At 64.3% G+C, this 17,338-nt stretch carries 15 protein-coding genes; 4 read left to right on the forward strand and 11 right to left on the reverse strand.

Annotated features, from left to right (window positions below; all coding sequences use genetic code 11):
* Positions 1–44 precede the first annotated feature (44 nt).
* The 5 genes from ACLIVD_RS22530 to ACLIVD_RS22550 all read right to left on the reverse strand — a co-directional run bounded on the left by ACLIVD_RS22530 (position 45) and on the right by ACLIVD_RS22550 (position 5,319).
* Complete coding sequence (locus ACLIVD_RS22530) at positions 45–1,280, reverse strand: ISL3 family transposase (RefSeq protein WP_491930712.1); 1,236 nt, start codon at positions 1,278–1,280, stop codon at positions 45–47.
* Between the two features lie 94 nt (positions 1,281–1,374).
* A complete protein-coding gene (locus tag ACLIVD_RS22535; protein ID WP_491930713.1) occupies positions 1,375–2,295 on the reverse strand; it encodes a fumarylacetoacetate hydrolase family protein in 921 nt (306 codons plus the stop codon).
* A gap of 2 nt (positions 2,296–2,297) precedes the next feature.
* Complete coding sequence (locus ACLIVD_RS22540) at positions 2,298–2,741, reverse strand: hotdog fold thioesterase (protein ID WP_167114286.1); 444 nt, start codon at positions 2,739–2,741, stop codon at positions 2,298–2,300.
* Positions 2,738–4,717, reverse strand: coding sequence for an acetoacetate--CoA ligase (locus ACLIVD_RS22545; protein ID WP_283335071.1), 1,980 nt, complete (start codon positions 4,715–4,717; stop codon positions 2,738–2,740). The genes ACLIVD_RS22540 and ACLIVD_RS22545 overlap by 4 nt, the downstream gene beginning before the upstream one ends.
* The gene (locus tag ACLIVD_RS22550; protein ID WP_283335072.1) at positions 4,714–5,319 is read right to left on the reverse strand and encodes a cupin domain-containing protein; all 606 of its coding nucleotides are present in this window, start codon (positions 5,317–5,319) and stop codon (positions 4,714–4,716) included. Before ACLIVD_RS22550 ends, ACLIVD_RS22545 begins: the two co-directional genes overlap by 4 nt.
* Positions 5,320–5,549: 230 nt before the next feature.
* On the opposite strand from ACLIVD_RS22550, the gene ACLIVD_RS22555 reads away from it, so the two are divergent.
* The 4 genes from ACLIVD_RS22555 (at position 5,550) to ACLIVD_RS22570 (ending at position 11,546) form a co-directional block, all read left to right on the forward strand.
* Positions 5,550–6,215 carry a TetR/AcrR family transcriptional regulator gene (locus ACLIVD_RS22555; protein WP_164060999.1) on the forward strand — a complete coding sequence of 222 codons (666 nt, stop codon included), beginning with the start codon at positions 5,550–5,552 and terminating at the stop codon, positions 6,213–6,215.
* Positions 6,216–6,391: 176 nt separating this feature from the next.
* Entirely contained in the window at positions 6,392–8,710 is a 2,319-nt protein-coding gene (locus ACLIVD_RS22560; protein ID WP_283335073.1) for an ATP-binding protein, read from the forward strand.
* Between the two features lie 226 nt (positions 8,711–8,936).
* On the forward strand, positions 8,937–9,902 hold the full coding sequence (locus ACLIVD_RS22565; protein WP_283335074.1) for a LysR family transcriptional regulator: 966 nt from the start codon (positions 8,937–8,939) through the stop codon (positions 9,900–9,902).
* Between the two features lie 666 nt (positions 9,903–10,568).
* The gene (locus ACLIVD_RS22570) at positions 10,569–11,546 is read left to right on the forward strand and encodes a LysR family transcriptional regulator (RefSeq protein WP_491930714.1); all 978 of its coding nucleotides are present in this window, start codon (positions 10,569–10,571) and stop codon (positions 11,544–11,546) included.
* A 9-nt stretch (positions 11,547–11,555) separates the two neighbouring features.
* Here ACLIVD_RS22570 and ACLIVD_RS22575 read toward each other — a convergent pair whose 3' ends face one another.
* The 6 genes from ACLIVD_RS22575 to ACLIVD_RS22600 are packed head-to-tail and all read right to left on the reverse strand — an operon-like array spanning position 11,556 to position 17,338.
* Positions 11,556–12,479 carry a dioxygenase family protein gene (locus tag ACLIVD_RS22575; RefSeq protein ID WP_167114301.1) on the reverse strand — a complete coding sequence of 308 codons (924 nt, stop codon included), beginning with the start codon at positions 12,477–12,479 and terminating at the stop codon, positions 11,556–11,558.
* Positions 12,476–13,549 (reverse strand): maleylacetate reductase, encoded by a 1,074-nt coding sequence (locus ACLIVD_RS22580; RefSeq protein ID WP_095869836.1) that lies wholly within the window; start codon positions 13,547–13,549, stop codon positions 12,476–12,478. Before ACLIVD_RS22580 ends, ACLIVD_RS22575 begins: the two co-directional genes overlap by 4 nt.
* On the reverse strand, positions 13,546–14,265 hold the full coding sequence (locus tag ACLIVD_RS22585; RefSeq protein ID WP_206031601.1) for an alpha/beta fold hydrolase: 720 nt from the start codon (positions 14,263–14,265) through the stop codon (positions 13,546–13,548). The genes ACLIVD_RS22580 and ACLIVD_RS22585 overlap by 4 nt, the downstream gene beginning before the upstream one ends.
* Positions 14,262–15,059, reverse strand: coding sequence for an SDR family NAD(P)-dependent oxidoreductase (locus ACLIVD_RS22590; protein WP_283335077.1), 798 nt, complete (start codon positions 15,057–15,059; stop codon positions 14,262–14,264). The genes ACLIVD_RS22585 and ACLIVD_RS22590 overlap by 4 nt, the downstream gene beginning before the upstream one ends.
* Positions 15,060–15,110: 51 nt before the next feature.
* Positions 15,111–16,316: a VOC family protein gene (locus tag ACLIVD_RS22595; protein ID WP_095869834.1), complete on the reverse strand. Its 1,206-nt coding sequence runs from the start codon at positions 16,314–16,316 to the stop codon at positions 15,111–15,113.
* Positions 16,317–16,318: 2 nt separating this feature from the next.
* Positions 16,319–17,338 (reverse strand): fumarylacetoacetate hydrolase family protein, encoded by a 1,020-nt coding sequence (locus tag ACLIVD_RS22600; protein WP_491930715.1) that lies wholly within the window; start codon positions 17,336–17,338, stop codon positions 16,319–16,321.

Here is a 17,338-nt window from a genome sequence, read left to right on the forward strand (position 1 = left end):
AGACCATCGATCTCGCATGGCCGTCCTGACCCTTTGGTGGGCGATTAACGTTGCGGAAGAGGTGGGCACGCCCCTCCTCGTGTAAGTGTCGCCATCGCAATCAAGGCCTCTGGGCTGTGAAATCCGTAGGATCGCTTCGTCAGCGACCGCAGGTGGGTGTTGTTGGCCTCGACGCGGGCATTGGACAGGTCGTATTCGATTGCGTTGAGGATCTCGCGCCGATAGCGAGCGATGCTCTTAGCCAGGCCTACAAGTTCCGGGATCCCACTATCCTGGGCCATCTGCACCCACACTCGCAGTCGTACCGAGGCCCTCTTCTTCGATCCGGAATAGACATGTTGCAGTTGCTCTTTCAGGACATATCCTCGACACAGTTCGCTGTTTCTATCCTCGAGGATCTTTGCTCGGACTGATATCTGCGCGGGGGTGAGATTCTCGACGTTCTTCAACAATGCCCACCGCAGGTGCCGTCGATCCCGGTCGGTGAACCCCCACAACCGCGACAACACACGCGACCGCAGCCGGTCCAGAGCCCGCGTCATCCACTGAATCACATGAAACGGATCCATACACCGCTTCACCTGCGGCGCCCTACTGCGCACGGTCGAGGCGATCCACTTCGCAGCATCAGCACTGATATGCGTCAGACGAGCTGTGCGTTCTTCACCCAACTCGTCGAAGAATCGATTCAAGGTGCTCTCGTTGTGCCCTTCGGCCGCCCATACGAGTCGGCCTGTGTCATGATCGACCACCACGGTGAGGTATCGGTGACCTTTCCGGTAGGCGATTTCGTCGATCCCCAAGCGCCGCAGCCCTTGGAGCCGATCAGTACGTCCGACAGCGTCGCCGACGACGCGGGTGACGATCCTGGTCACAGATCGCCACGCCACTCGGGCGTACTCGCACACCGACGTAGCTGGACTGTGCGCGGCCAACCACGCCACGTTGTCGTCGAATGCCCTGGTCATGTTCGCAGCCGGCCGTGCCCACGGCACCATCTCGGTCACCACGCCGTGCTCGGGGCATCGAATTCTCGACACCGAAGCTTGTACGAAGCACCGCGTGCCGCCCATATCCAGATGACGCCACTGTCGAGGTCGATTCGGGCGATCGTATCCGGGACAGCGCTGTTCACAATGCGGACAGCGGGATCGCACCGAGGCGTGCGGCTCGAGGGTCACCAGGATCACCGGCCCTCGTTCGTCGTCCGTGAATTCGATACCGATTATCCGGGCCTTGTCGATTCCTAGCAGTTTCTGCAGTATTCTGGCAGCGCGCAACGCCTTCTCCCTTAGGTCTTGTCTTCGCAAACCAAAACCTATGCGAGGGAGGGCGTTGCGTCTATCAGGCTCGCGGAGATCACCCATCAAAAGGTCAGAAGAGCCTCTCGCATTCGAGGACGTCCCCCTGGCGGAGGTACCGGCCCCAGTGCGAGCCGTTGCCGGGCGGGGATCCGGTGATCACCATGTCTCCGGGCTCGAGCTCGACGAAGCGCGAGATGTAGGAAATCAGTTCCGCGGGGCCGAAGACCATGTCGCCCGTGGTGCTGTCCTGCATGGTGTCACCGTTGAGGCGAAGCCGGATACCCAGGTTCAGTGGGTCTGGCACGAAAGCTGCCGGAACGAGCCACGGGCCGGTCGGGTAGAACGTCGGGAAGTTCTTCGCCCGCATCCAGTCCGTTCCCATCATCGCAATATCCCTGCGCGGAACCAGGCTTCGTGTGGTGAGGTCGTTGCAGATCGTGTAGCCGGCGACGTAGTCGAGTGCGTCGGAAACCCTGACGTTGCGAGCACGACGACCGATGACCACGCCGAGCTCGAGTTCCCAGTCGTGGTCGGACCATCCGGTGGGAAGAAGAATGTCGTCGTAGGCGCCGCTGATCGCCGAGGGGACACCGGTCCACACATACGGTTCGCCGTGCGCTTTGCGCTCGTCGATGTCGTGGCCGGCCTCCTCGGCGAGCTCCTCGTCCGTCAGTCCGGCGGTGCCCAGCTTGTGCGCTACCGCCATCTGGATGATGTGCTCGCGATAGTTCGCTCCGGCCCCGTAGATCTGGCCCGGCCGGGTCACCGGCGGCAGCGTTCGCAGTTCCGATGCGGGTGTTCCGGGCGTAGTGGGTGAGACCGCGGCCTCGGCCAGTGTCTTGAACGCGGAGTCCCAGTCCTCGAGTAGCGCGGCGGTCGAGTCGTAGGCTGTGAATGCACTGATGTCGTACACGTCGTCGTCGACTACCAGTCCGGGGAATGGGCCGTTGCCGGCGTCGAAGGTCCCCAGTGTGAATCGTTTCTGGTCCATCCTCATCTCTCTTCCGATTGGTCGGCGGTTCGGTTGCCGACCGCACTGTCCGGGCGGCGCAGGACTGCCCCCCGGCCGCGGTATTCCGCGACGACACGGGGGCCGCTGCGGACGGTGACGTCGACCAGGGAGTGCCGACCGGTGTGGTGCCGGACGATTGCCTCGGCCACCAATTCCTCTCCGACGTGTGCCGGGGTGTAGTACTCGATCGACGCACCGGCGGTGGCTGTTCCGGGTGTGCGGCTGTTGGCGGCACACGCGAAGGCGCTGTCGGCGAGGACATAGATCACCCCGCCGTGGGCGATGCGGTGGCCGTTCGCCACGGACTCATCGATCACCATGTGCAGTACCGCCCGCCCCTCCCCCGCCGAGAGCACCTTGATTCCGAATTCGGCCAGGCTCGAATCCTGCGCCAGCAGCCTGCGGACCGGCTCGGTGATCGTCATGGCACGCTCACCTGTCGCTGTCGTATCGTGCGGTCACGGATCTCGATCAGCACCTGCGCATCGTCGACCGAACCCGGGTCGACCACCTGGTCCACGGAGTGCCCGAGCAGAATCCGCTTGACCGGAACCTCGAGCTTCTTGCCCGTGCGGGTGTGCGGAATCCGCGAGACAGCAATTATGTCGTCGGGGACGTACCGTGGTGACAGCGCCGCACGAATCGCGTTGCGGATGGCCGTGATCGCGGCTTCGGGATCGGTTCCGGTGTGCAACTGCACGAACAGCGGCATGTAGTAGCCGTCGGTCTCCTCGACACCCACCACGAGTGCCTCCTCGACCTCCGGCAACGCCTCGACCACCTGGTACAGGTCCGCTGGGCCCATCCGGATGCCGTTGCGGTTCAGTGTCGAATCCGATCGTCCGACGATGACCGAGCTGCGGTCGGTGTCGAATTCGACCAGGTCTCCGTGGCGCCACACACCGGCGTACGTCGAGAAGTAACTCTCGCGGTAGCGCGAGCCGTCGGGGTCGTTCCAGAAGTACAGCGGCATCGACGGCATCGGGCTGGTGATCACCAGCTCGCCGGGTTGGCCGACCACCGGGTGGCCGGCGGTGTCCCATGCTGCGGCGGCAACCCCGAGCGCAGGCGGCTGGAGGCGTCCCAGACGCACCGGTTCGGTCGGCGCGCCGCCGAGGAAGATTCCGGCGATGTCGGTGCCCCCGCTGACCGATGCCAGCCACACCGGCCCGACGGCGTCGTAGACCCACCGGAATGCGTCCGGTGCCAGGGGGGAGCCGGTGACCTGGATCATTCGGAGCGCGGAGAGGTCGTGGTCGGTTCCTGGGCGCAGCTGAGCGCGCATGCTGGCGTGTGTGTAGGCAGCGCCGAGGCCGAGCATCGTCACCTTGTTCTCGGCAGCGACTCGCCAGACCCGGTCGATGTCGGGATGGGCGGGGTTGCCGTCGAGGAGAACGATGGTGGCCCCGCGCAGAAGCCCAGAGACGAGCATGTTCCACACCACCCAACTGGTGGTGCCGACGACGAACAGCTTGTCTCCGGGGCGAAGGTCGGCGTGCAGGGTCAGTGTCTTGAGGTGCTCGAGGACGACGCCGCCGTGTCCATGGACGATCCCCTTCGGGATGCCAGTGGTGCCCGAGGAGAACAGCACCCACAGGGGATGGTCGAACGGTAGTTGGTCGGCTTCCCATTCGTGCTCGGCGGCCACGACGTCCTGCCAGGAGTGCGTACGCATCGACGTGGCGGGAACACCCGCAGCGGTATCGACCCAGACGATTTCGCGCAGGCTCGGCAGTTGAGCGACGATGTCGGCAAGGACGTCACTGCGATCGAGACGGCGGCCACCGTAGGTGTAACCGCTCGCCGCGATCAGCACGACGGGTTCGAGTTGCTGCAGCCGCGAAACGATGGCGCCGACGCCGAACTCGGGCGCGACGATCGACCACACCGCCCCGACCGAGGCTGCGGCGAGGAACCCGACCACCGCTTCGGTGCGGTTGGGCAGGATTGCAACCACGCGGTCGCCGTGCTGGACCCCGGATTGTCGCAGGAACGCGGCGAGGGCGCCGACTTGCCGGCGGAGCTCGTGCCATGTGGTCGTCGTTGTCGTACCGTCCTCGTCGATGGCCACAATGGCCTCGTCGGCGTTGTCGTGGTCGGCGAGCGCATATGAAGCGTAGTTGACCGTCGTTCCCGGGAACCATCGCCCGCCGGGCATCGTGTCGGGCACGACAGGTTCGCCGTCCGGGGTGTCGACGACGATGCCGATGTAGTCGGCGAACGCGCGCCAGAACGCATTCGGGTCGGTGACCGACCAGTGCCACAGTGCGTGGTAGTCGTCGATCGTGCCCGGCGTCACGAGACCCGATGTGGTCAGCCAGGTGACGAATCTGGTGAATTCACTGTCCTCTGTGCGGGCCTGATCGGGGCACCACAGAACCTCCCCCGGTGTTTCTGTCACGACGACTGCCCCGCCAATTCGCTCTGGGTGTCGTCGGTCGATACCGGCAAGGCGCCGAATAGAAGGAACGCCACCCGGCAGTTCTCGTCGGTTCGGTTGGACCAGGCATGCGCGGTGCCGCGCTGGACGATCACGTCACCGGCCTCGAGCCGGCACTCGCCCTCATCGAGAAGTAGCCAGATCTCGCCCTCGATTACGACGGCGAAGTCGATCGAGTCGGTCTTGTGGAACCAGAAGTGGCGGTTGCCGCTGTGGGTCGCTTCCTCTCGCGCGTGGTCGCCGCCGATGTCGGAGAATAGCTGGTCCTTCCCGGCCTTTTCGTACACGCTGTCGGGTGGGAAGTCGGCGACGCGGAAGATCGTGCCACCCAGTTCCGGGTACATCGGGATCTCGGCGTCGGCGGAAGCTGGGTCGAGGCGGCCGTCGTTGGACACCGGTCCCGGTTCGGTGGCCCACACCTGCGCGGCGCCGAATCCGGGAACCGTCGGTGACCTGAAAATGTTGGGGGCCTTGCCGTCGGCAAGGACGTATGACCGGCCCTGCTCGTCGACCGCCGTCACCACCCGACGAATAGAGGCGGTTCGCGCCTGGGGCTGATTCATTGTGTGCTGCCTTTCTGAAATCAGTTCACTGCCTGAGTGGCGAATGGGTACGGCTTTTCCTCGGGAGCCACGACGCGACCTCCCGTTCTCCGATGGGGTACGCAGGATTCGATTCCGTCGAGTTGCGTCCCGGCTCGCGTCGACGATCGAGCTCGAGACCGACCGTTTCCGTGGGTTCCGGTTCAACCACTCCTTCCAATTCAATTCGATACGTACCGTACAGCACTGTGGTGTCCATCACCAGCGCCAGTGCAAACCACCACCACGAGGCCAGGGCCCGGGTAGTTGCGATCCGAGACGGACCGGATAGCATTTCGGGCATGGCCGTACGGAGTGAAGCAAGCCGCAAGGCGGTCCTGCAGGCAACCATGGAGTTGCTCAACGACACCCCACCTGGGCCGGTGTCGCTGCAGAAGCTGTCCATCGAAGGCATCGCCAAGCATGCCGGTGTCAGCAAGATGACGATCTATCGGTGGTGGCCCAGCAAGACGGCTGTAGTCATCGATTCCTTCCTCGACAACCACGTGGCGCAGACCCCGATCCACGACGAGGGCCCAGCTATCGATGCACTGCGGGCACATCTGGCGTCACTCGCACGCGTCTACAGTGGGCCGGAGGGGCGACTGATCGCGCAGCTCATCGCAGAGTGCCAGCATGATCCGGCAACCCTCGAGGAGTTCAAGCAACGGTTCTGGAAAGGACGCGCCGACGCCGCAAGGCTTTTGATCGAGCGCGCCGTCGCCGAAGGTGCCGTGCGGGATGACATCGACCCTGATGTCGTCGCCGAAATGCTCTACGCTCCAATTTACTTCCGACTTCTGTTCCAGACCGGGGACCTGGACGAGGAGGCCACCGATGCCATGGTCGACGCCGCCCTGAAAGGCATCGGCAGGTAGGAGGAGGCGCAAACATTCCGTGGCCTCGTTCTTTGGCGAAACCGTGTAGTAGCAGGACGACGTTCGGCACCCAATGCGGCACCCGCTTGCAGGCCTGAAGGCCACCGATCTGGCGCTGTCCGCGCTCGACTACGCCCTGCTCACTGCGCTGTCGGCGCTGGAGTAAAATGCCCGAGATGGGTAGGCAAGTCTCGCGGGCTCGAGCACTGACGCCACCAGCGGCGGAATTGTTCGGGCGCCAGCGCGAGCTGGCGAGCGCACGTGAACTTTTTACCGCTACCCGCCTCGTGACACTCACCGGACCCGGGGGCGTGGGCAAGACCGCACTGTCTGCGGCGTTGTCCGCCAAGCTCGACCGGGCCTTCCGAGACGGCGTATGGTTCGTCGAGCTGGGCGCGCAACGCAGTTCAGACACTGTAGCCGAAGCCGTGGTGACACAAATCGGCCTGAGCGCACCGGCCAGCGTGGATGCCGAAGAACAGCTCCGGCGGCATGTGGCCGATCGCTCAATGCTGTTGATACTGGACAATTGCGAGCACGTCCTTCCCGGATGCCGGCGATTGGTGTCCGGGCTCCTCGCCGCCTCCACCGAGCTGCGAGTATTGGCTACCAGCAGAGAGCCATTAGGAATCCGAGGCGAGCGTGTAGTCGCCGTTCGCCCGCTGGAAATCCCCCCGAATCATCGCGTCCTCACCGCCGACGAACTTTGCGAGTATCCGGCCCCGGCCATGCTGAAAGCCCGGGCCGAGGCGGTCAACGATCAATTCGAGATCACCGACCGCACTGCGGCGGAGATCGCACAGCTGTGCACCTATCTGGACGGAATGCCGCTGGCTATCGAGCTCGCTGCCATGCGGCTGCGATCGCTGTCGGTGCACGAGCTGCTGACTCACATCGACGACCGATTCGCACTGTTGACCTCGGGTGACCCCACCGTCGTACCGCACCACCGGTCTTTGGATGCCCTTGTGCGGTGGAGCTATGACCTATGCTCCTCCACCGAACAGCTGCTCTGGGAGAGAATGGCCGTGTTCAGCGGCAGCGTCGATCTTCCCACGATCCGCGCCGTGTGCGGGCTTCCACCACTGCAAGGAACCAAACTGCTCGACGCGCTCGATGGCTTGGTATCCAAGTCGATCGTCCTCACCGAGACGACACACGGCGACATGCGCTATCGGTTCTTGGAAACCCTGCGCGAGTTCGGGCGGGCCCAAGCCGGGACCGGCGAAGACTACGGTCGCGTCCGGCGTGCCCACACGGAGTATTACCGAACGTGGGCGACCAGAGCCGCCGAGAACTTCTTCGGCCCGCGCCAACCCGGTATGGTCCAGCGGTGGGAGTCTGACCTCACCGACCTCGAGCTAGCCTTTGACCATCTCCTCCACGCGGCTCCCGGCTCTCATGGCGCCTTGGAGCTCGCCGCGGACCTCCGCTTCTTCTGGATGAATGGCCATCTCCGTGAGGGTCGCCGCTGGCTGGAGCGTGCCCTTGCCAACGATATGACCGTCTGCGCCGAGCGTGGCAATGCCCTGTGGGCAGCGGGGTGGATTGAGGCGCTGCACGGCGAAACGCATACTGCCCGGGAGCTTCTTGACGAAGCGGAAACGATCGCCCGGAAGATCGGTGATCCGCGCATTGCAGCGCGCGCCGCGACGTGGACAGGATTGGCCGCGTTGATCACCGGAGATTTCGAGGTTAGCCGCTCATCTCTGGAAATGGCCTACACCGCCCACCTCGAGCACGCGGATGCCGAGGGTCTGCTGATGACCTTGTTCCTACTCGGATTCGTCAGGAGCATATCCGGAGATCATGTAGGTGCCACCGACGCCGGCCGGGAAGCCGTCGAACGAAGCGAACGTCTGGGCGATACGTGGGGCCGCTCCTATTCGCTGTGGATGTTGGGATTCGACGCGTGGACGCGTCAGGACCTCGATGTCGCCGAGGAGTACGCCGAGCAGAGCCTCACATTGCGATGGGACTATCACGATGACTTCGGCAGTGCAGTCGTCCTCGATCTGATGGCAGGCATCGCGCTGGACGACGGCGACCCCAAGAAGGCGGCGAAGCTGTTGGGGGTCGTCGCTGAACTGCTGGCCATTGTCGATACTGAAGTACCGGGCATGCTGGGCTCGCGCTATCAGGCGATCAAATCCGCCGTCCAGGATCGGCTCGGGGACGACCTGTTCGCCCGCCATCACGACATCGGCCGGCGACTGGACCGCGGCCAGCGGATGCGCTTGGCGCTAGGGTCGGTCGCCGCCGTCCCATCGGACCCGACGGACACGGTGGCTGCGGCCGGCTTGCTGACGCCGCGGGAAACGGAGGTAGCGGCGCTGTTGGCGGAGGGTCTCAGCAATCGTGCCATAGCCGGCAAGCTGGTGCTCTCTCCGCGCACAGTCGAGGTTCATGTCGAGCACATTTTGGCGAAGCTTAGCGTCAAATCACGCACTGAGGCCGGTCTGTGGGCAGCCGCCGCCCTCGGCAAGAAGGCGTGACGCGCGTCCCCGAATCGGTGTCCCACGTCACAGGGTACGTAGATGCCCAATTACGTAGCTTCTAAGTGTTCCCACGCTGTCGCGGACGTTCCGCGCGGGGGAAGGTGGACTTCCCATCCCGAGGACCCAGGTGCGAGGGATGGTCCTAATTGTCGACTGGAACCCCAGCGCTGGACCACCGGAAGGTATCCGCCAGCGACGGCGTTCTCCCCTAGGCAGGTTCACCATGCAATTGCGCGAGCTTCAGTGGTTCACAACGCTGGCCGAAACCGAGCACATCACGGAGGCTTCGATAAGGTTGAATATCAGCCAGCCGACCCTGTCGCGGGCGTTGGCCCGAATCGAGCGCAAGCTTGGAGTGCAGCTTTTCGACCGCCACCAGAACCGGCTGCGACTGAACAGATACGGCAAGCTCTACCAGGCCCACGCGTTACGAGCACTGAATGAGATCGACCGTGCGGAACAACGGATCGCCACCCTGGTCGATCCGGATCGAGGCTCGGTGTCTCTTGGGTTTGCGCATTCCTTCGGTGGGTGGCTGATACCGGATCTACTCAAGCGATATCGCGGTGTCGCGTCTAGCACGTCCTTCGAATTACACGGGGGCGCTAGCGATTCCGTGGTAGACAGCGTGCGGCAGGGAAAAATTGACATCGGCTTCGTAGCTCCCGAGCCGGCCGCGGACGATCTCGTGTGGATACCGCTCGGGCATGAGGCCCTGTGTTTGAGGGTTCCCGCGGGCCATGCGTTCGAGGGCCATGACCATATCGCGATCGCCGATGTCGCGGGCGAGCCGATGGTCGCACTGAAGGCTGGACACGGCTTGCGCCAGGCCACGGACCGTCTATGCCGGGACGCGGGGTTCGGCCCTCGCATCGAGCTCGAAGTCACCGAACTCCCCACACTGCATGCCCTGGTCGCGGCCGGACTGGGCGTGGCGGTCGTGCCCGCCGCCCCATCGGGGCACCCGTCCGCGACTGGCACCGTCCCGCTCAGCGACCCGACTGCGTTCCGGTGCTACGGGGCGGTCATCCGCAGGCATGGCCCGAGTAGCCAGGCCGCACGGCGTTTCCTGAAATTCGTCGCCGGTGTCTCGCCGTTTCCGGCGCGACCGGACCGCGCGCCGTCCGAAGGAGATCCGAGACGTGCGCTGCCGACAACAGTACCTGCCGCCTGGCCGGTGTCGGCTTGAGTACCGAATACGTGTCGTGCCCGAATGAGGCACCGCTCGGGGAGCAACTCCCCGCCGCGGCGCGCGGCTTAGGGCACCTCTCCGCCGTGGGATCGGCGACGTTCCGCGAGCGGCACGTTCACGTCGCACTCGATCTCGTCGACGGTGGCCATCATCCTGCCTTTGCCGTCGGATACGAACGCAGCCGGACCGATCCGGACGCCTCACCCCGAACTGCGCCACCCGGTGACGAAGGGACGGAACGAATCCGTGCCCGCGATCTGCAACTGGCCACGGACGCGTACACAAGGAGGCTGGTCGACCACGCGCAGGCATCCGCAAATCGGCCCTTCGTGCTGCTCGACGTCGAAATTCTGCTCGCTTCGACTGCGCGGAAGGCGCGGCTGGCACTTCGAGAACTCGAATTGGCGACCCCCTCTGGCCCGACAACCTTGCGATTCGTGGGAACAGCGAGTGGTCTCGCATGTTTGGCCGCGGATATCCGCACAGCGGGAGTCGCAGATGGGGTCACACTTCTCCCTCTCTCGAACGCCGGCACCGTGGAACTTCTTGCCCAGGTGACGGTTCCGGAACTTCACCGTGCAGGCTTCGTCAACTTTGACACCGCGAGCGCGCTCGTTGCGACCTTGGGCGGAACCACCTTGGGGTAGGCGCTGTCCGACCCGAGTGGACACGCGGTTCGTCTGCGGGTCGTGGACACCGATACGCCTTTGGCGCTATGAGAGGAAGTGCTTTACAAGCATGGAACTACGTGAGCTGGAATGGTTTGTCATCCTGGCGCGAACCGAGAACGTGACCAACGCCGCCACACATCTCCACATCAGCCAGCCGACTATGTCGCGTGCACTGGCGAGAATCGAACGTCAATTGGGCGTCAAGTTATTCGACAGGAATCAGAACCGGATCCGGCTGAACAAATACGGTGAGATCTACCGGGCCCACGCGGTCAGAGCAATGCAGGAGCTCACCCAGGGCGAAGAACGGATCCGAACTCTGGTGGATCCCGAGCGCGGAGTGGTGTCCCTCGGATTCCTCCATTCCTTCGGATCCTGGCTCGTCCCCTCCCTGTTGGACCAATACCACCTGGTTGCACCGCTGACCACGTTCGAACTCGAGGGAGGCGCCGCGGACGCCATAGTTGATGCCGTGCGAAACGGCCGGATCGACGTCGGCTTCGTCGCACCTCGACCAAACGCGGAAGATCTGGCCTGGGTGCCGCTGGGCCGAGAACTTCTCTGTCTCGAGGTCCCGCCCGGGGACGAATTCGCCGATCGCGAGTCCATCACCATTGCCGAAATTGCTGCGCGGCCAATGATCGCTCTCGGCCCGAGCTACGGGCTGCGCCACGTCGTCGATCGTCTCTTCGACGAAGCCGGCCTTACTCCCACCATCGGTATCGAAGCCACCGAATTGTCCACGCTGCGCGCACTGGTCCGGCATGGCCGCGGCATCGCCATCGTGCCGGTTCCCCAGGCCGATCAGCAGTCACCGACGGTCACGATTCCGATCAGCGACGCCAACGCATTTCGCTTCTACGGCGCGATCACCCGGAATTACGGGCCGACGGGAACCCCAGCGAGAGCATTTCTCGAATTCGTGACGGGCCACTTCGCCAGCTCGGATATCGACCGAGAGGACGAGTGACCCTTACCATCAGGTCCCGGGGGCGAGGACGATGTCGAAGGTGACGTCGCTCCACGAGCCGTTCACCACGCGCCCGTCGGGAGTGGGTCCCGACGGGTGACGCTCGAACGCCTTGATCAACGACTCCTTCACGCCGAACACGGCATCCTTCCAGCCGATCTCGTCACCGTCGACGAAGATGTGAGTCACCAAACGCCGTAAGCCAGGCGCAGTCACCATGAAATGCAGGTGACTCGCGCGCATGGGGGAACGACCTACGGCCGAAAGCATCCGCCCCACCGGACCGTCGTGCGGAATCGGATAGGGAGTTGGAGTCATACCCCAGAATCGAAACTCCCCGCTGTCGTCGGCGAAAAGGTGCGCACGTGCCGCGACGCGGTCGTCGCCGTACTGCACGTCGTACTGCCCGTCCTCATCCGCCTCCCACACCTCGATACGCGCGCGGGGAACGGGTTTACCGTGAACGTCGCGGACACTGCCGGTCACCCAGCACGGCTCCCCCTTCGCGCCGAACGACATGTCCTGTCCAAGTTCGATTCGGGGTGAACCTTCCACGAAGAACGGGCCGAACACCGTCGCCTCGGTGGCGTTCGCGACCGATGGATTGTTCATTCCGATCACCTGCATGGACAGTCCGAGTACGTCGGACAGCAGAATGAACTCCTGCCGGGTGTCCGTACACGTCTGGCCCGTTTCGGTGAGGAACGCGATCATCGTGTTCCATTCGGCTTCGGTGAGCCTGACCTCGCGGGCTGCGGCATGCACGTGCCGAACCACCGCCTTCATGACTTCTTTCAATCGGGCGTTCGGCGATTCGCCGAACGAGCCGAGGACGGTGTCGACCAGTGCCTGCTCACGCGCGGCCTGCTCACGCGCGGCCTGCTCGGTCGACGGGTTCAGCTCGGCGTTCGCTCGCTCCTGCTCGATCGTCATACTCGCTCCTGCTCATCGATCGGGTCGCCCGCCCACGCGGCGGCGAGAAGAGTGCGCAGATCGGCCAGCGCGACCGGGCGCGGGTTAGAGGCAGGAACCGCCGCGATGATGCGCTCGGCGGCGGTGTCGATGCCGTCCTCCGGCATACCCAACTGTGAGAGAGAGTCGACGACACCCAGGTCCCGGCGGAGGTCGTAGAGCCCGCGTGCAGCCGACGAGCCACCGAGGGCGTCCGACACTCGGCGCGCTGCATCGGGCGCGGCGGGGCCGTTGAAGTCCATCACGTAGGGCAGCACCACGGCATGCGTGTCGGCGTGTGACAGCCCGAATGCACCACCCAGAACGTGGCAGATCTTGTGATGCAGCGCGCTGCCCGCCGAGGCGAACGCCACGGCCGCGAGGTAGGCCCCGTAGAGCGTGGCCTCTCGCGCGTCAAGATTGTCAGGGTTTTCGGACATAGCCCGCAAGCCGGGAACGAGCGCACGGAGGCCCTCGGTGCCAAGTGCCGTGTCGATCGGGTCGGCACGCGGCGCCCAGAAAGCGTCCACCGCATGGGCGACGGCGTTGAGCCCCGACGCCACCGCCAGTCGGGCGGGCAGCGAGGCGAAGAGAGCCGCGTCATAGACCACGACTCGGGGCAGAACTTTCGGATCGGATCCGGTGGTCTTGCGATCCCCGTCCGTCTGTCCCCACACGTCGGTGGCTTCGGAGCCGGCGAACGTGGTCGGGACGGCAACGATCGGGATCCCAGTGTCGCGGGCAACGAACTTGGCGAGCCCCGTCGACGAGCCGCCGCCGATGCACACGACCGCGTCGACAGCCTCTAAACGCGCGAGGTCGACAGCAGCGCGACCGTTCGCGACCGGCACGTGCTGGACGACATCGTCGATCCGAGCCACGACCGGTACCCGGTGAGCCATCTCGTCCGCGAGGCTCGTCACGAACGAATCAGCGACGAGCAGCACGCGCGACGCGGACAGGTCCCCCACGGCCGAGACGATGTTGTCGACCGCTTGCCCGCGGGCGAACAGCACCCGTTGCCCGAGTGTGGTGTGGTCGAACTCGATCACAGCCCCGTCCTCGCGGAAGTGACCTGGCGCGACAGCCAGGACAGCAGGTGCGAAGCCACGGCGTCCGGCGCTTCGAGAGTCGAGAGGTGGCCGACCCCGGGGAGGACGACCAGTTCCGCATGCGGGACCGAGTCGACGACTTCGGAACCGAGCGCGAGCGGGGTGATCGCGTCGTGTTCACCCACGATCACGAGTGTGGGCACGTCGAGCGTGGCGATTTCGGAGCGCCGGTCGCGTCGGTTCGACACGGCCGTCTGCTGTGCGATGAACACCTCGTCACCGAGATCTCGCGCCATCGTGGCCGCGGCTTCGGCGACGTCCGGCCGCTGCGGGGCGACAGCGCTCGAAATCATTGTCACCGCTTCGTCGAATTCCCCTGCTAGAACTTTCTCGACGAGGCGCTGGGAATTCGCGCGCCGATCGGAATCGGCAGCGATTGCGGACGAGTTGAGCAGTACCAGGCCTCGCACGCGACCCGTTCTCCGGAGCGCGATCTCCAGTGAGACGTACCCACCCATGGAGTTTCCCACGAGGAAGAATTCCTGCGGGCTCTGCTCGAGTACGCGGTCGGCCATGTACTCGATCGAACTGCCGTGACCGCGCACCACGACGCTGGTTACCTTGTCGCCGAGGATGTCGGCTACCGGCCGCCACGAGCGAGCGTCCGATCCCAGCGCCGGAACGAATACCAGGGGCACGTCGAGCACGTCGCTCATGATGCAGCTCCGTCGACCGCGAGGATGCATCCCGACGTGAAACCGGCATGTTCGGACACGAGGTATCCGACTGCGGCCGCGATCTCCGTACCGGTTCCTGTGCGGCCCAGTGGAATAGCTGCGCGTGTCGCGTCCTGCGTCTCGTCGGACAGCGCCTCGAAGATGGTCCGCACCCGGCCGGCGGTCGGTAGAACCAGACCGGGCGAGACCGCGTTCACGGTGATGCCCGTTGCGCCGAGGTCTTTAGCCAGCTGCTTCGTGAAGCCGTTGATCGCAGCCTTCGATGCGGCGTACGGCAGCCGGGCACCTACGGTGCCCGAGGGACCTGCCAGGCCGTTGGCGACCGCGGACGAGAAGTTCACGATCCGGCCGTAGCCGTGTCGCAGCATGAGTGGCACTGCCTGTCGGCTGCAGAGAAAGGCGCTGGTTACGTTGTTGTCGAGCACCCGCCGCCAGACGTCGACGCCGAGGTCGTCGAGCGAGCGCACCGGATCCGTTCCGCTGCCTCCGGCGGTGTTGACCAGTGCGTCGAGACGGTCGAACCGCTGGTCGATCTTCTCGAACGCAGCGACAACGGCTACCTCGTCGGTTAGATCGACCGCTAGCGTGAGCACCTCGACGCCGGACACGATGGTCTCGATCTGCTTCTTCGATGTCTCGAGCCCGTCCTCCTGGATGTCCAGGAGGACGACGGAGAATCCGTCTTCGGCGAGTTGCTGCGCGATTTCGGCGCCGAGTCCTTGCGCTGCACCGGTGACCGCCGCGACTCGCCTCTCAGCGTTGTGCTCAGGCACGTACTTTCCTCACTTCGTGATGACGATGAATGGTGATGGTCGGATGCGTGGTCACCCGAGCGGACCCCAGAACGTTTCGCCGCCATAGGTATCGGACATGGGTTCGAGCGTCTCGGGCCAGACTCCGGGTTCGACGCGGCGTCGGCTCTCAGGTGAGCGCACTGTGCCGTCCCACCCGACCTGCTCCATGTAGTAGTAGAGCTGCATCACGTGACCGTCCGGCGCGACCGCGTGGATGGCGTAGTCGATGCCCGGGTGAATCTCCTGCGGCAGATCGATCAGCTTGACGCCGCGTTCTTCGAGGAAGGTCTTCGCGTCCCGCAACTGCTCGTAGGAACCGAGCTGGACGCCGAAGGACAGCAGGGTCGTGTTGTCGCTCAATCCCAGTGCACTCCGGACCTCGAGCGGGAAGAGTGCGATGCTGTGGTGTTCGGTGTTGGCGCGCAGAAAGAGCACGCGGTGACCCTCGACGGTCGACTCCTCGCTCTTCACCAGTCCGAGCGTTTCGGTATAGAAGTGTTCCGCCGCATCGAGATCGGCAACGAAGATGCTGACCGGACCGATGCGGACCGGTTTGAAGGGACGGGCGAGCAACACTCCGCCGACGTCGTAGGTCTTGGGTAGCGTGTCGATCCAGCGGTGCCCCGAGGTGAGGTCGATGCCCTTTTCCTCGGCTTCCTCGAGCTCGCTCGCCTCCGACTTCGTGGGAAGCGCGGGATGTTCGTTGGCCCAGGGCCACATCACTTCCGGCTTGCTGACGCCGTCCCAGCCCACCTGCTCGATGCCGTACTCGAGTTCGTTGGTGTGACCGGTGGGGTCTGGGAAGTAGGTGTGCCAGTTGGAACCGGGGTCGCGGCCGTACCGCTCGATCGTGGAGCCCTGCTCCTCGAGCCACAACCTAGCCTGCACCACCTCACGCAACGATCCTGCCTGCCAGGTGATCTGGTTGACCGTGATGTCGTCCCGAGCAGGGTTGTCGTTCTTGTCCACCCACGAACGGGGCATGAGCACCAGGGTGTGGTGGTCGCTGTTGTGCCGCAGGAAGTAGATCTTGGTGTCGGACAGGCCGTCCAACCACACACCGGGATCGTACTTCTGCAGATCGAGCATGTCTGCGACCACGAAGCCGAGGACATCACGGTAGAAGCCGACGGCTGTTCCGGTGTCAGTGACGCTGATGCCGAAATGGTTGAGACGACGAATTTTGAATGGTCGGTCGTACGAGACACCACCGACCGAGTATTTCTTCGCGGCCATGACTACTTCTTCCCGCCGCGCGATCCGGAGATCGTGTTGGTGATGGAGCCCAGTGCGGTGGAGCTGACCTCCACAACATCACCCGGGTTCAGGAAGAGCGAATCGTCCGCGAACTTTCCCTCGGCGTCGCGGGTGCTGGAATCGACGGCCGTCCCCTTGGGCGTCCCCCCACTGATCAGATCCCCGGGGAACAGCGTCGAATCCCTGGACAGGTACTCCCCGAGCGAGGCGAAGCTATGGATCATCGACTTGGTGTTCCCGCTCTGCCGAACCTCGCCGTTGATGCGTGCTTCCACCGGGATGTCCTGCGGATCCAGGCTCTCGTCGACGACGATCCAGGGACCAACCGTTGCGGCGCCATCGAAGTTCTTCGAGTACTGGAAGTCCGGTCCGAACGAGACGTTATCCCTGATGGACCAGTCGTTGACCAGCGTGTAACCCCAGATGTACGAACCGAAGTCGTTGGCCGCGATGTCCTTGGCACGCTTACCGATCACGACGGCCACTTCCGCCTCGTAGTCGAGCAGGTTGGTCCGGCGCGGGTAGGCCAGGTCGTCACCGTCGGCCGAGACGACTCGCGGGTCCTTGATGAAGTACTTCGGACCACCGGACACCAGCCGGTCGAGGGTTGCCTTGTCACTCCCGTTAGAGGTGTTGTCGGCAGCGGCCTGCATGTGGTCGGCGAAGTTGGCCAGTGCGGCGAAGATTCGCGACTGCCCTTCGATCGGCGCGTGCAGCGTGACTGCGTTCAGGGGGAACACGATCTGTTCGCCGTCGACGCCCGTCTTGTCGCTGTCCTCCGACAGGAAGTCGAGCGCCGTGTTTGCACCGGCGAGTGCGTCGTCCCCCTGCTCGATGAAGGAATTCAGCTCGGCTGGCACCTCGTGCGCCGCTCGCGCCGCCGGACGCACGCTGTCCGTGCGCTCGGTCAGATATTTGGCGTACGCACCGTTGACGTCGACGACGTCATCGCCCACGACAACGCCGACTCGTCGATTCGGACCGAAGACTGCGATCTTCAT

The sequence above is a fragment of the Rhodococcus sp. G6(2025) genome (genome assembly GCF_058628105.1).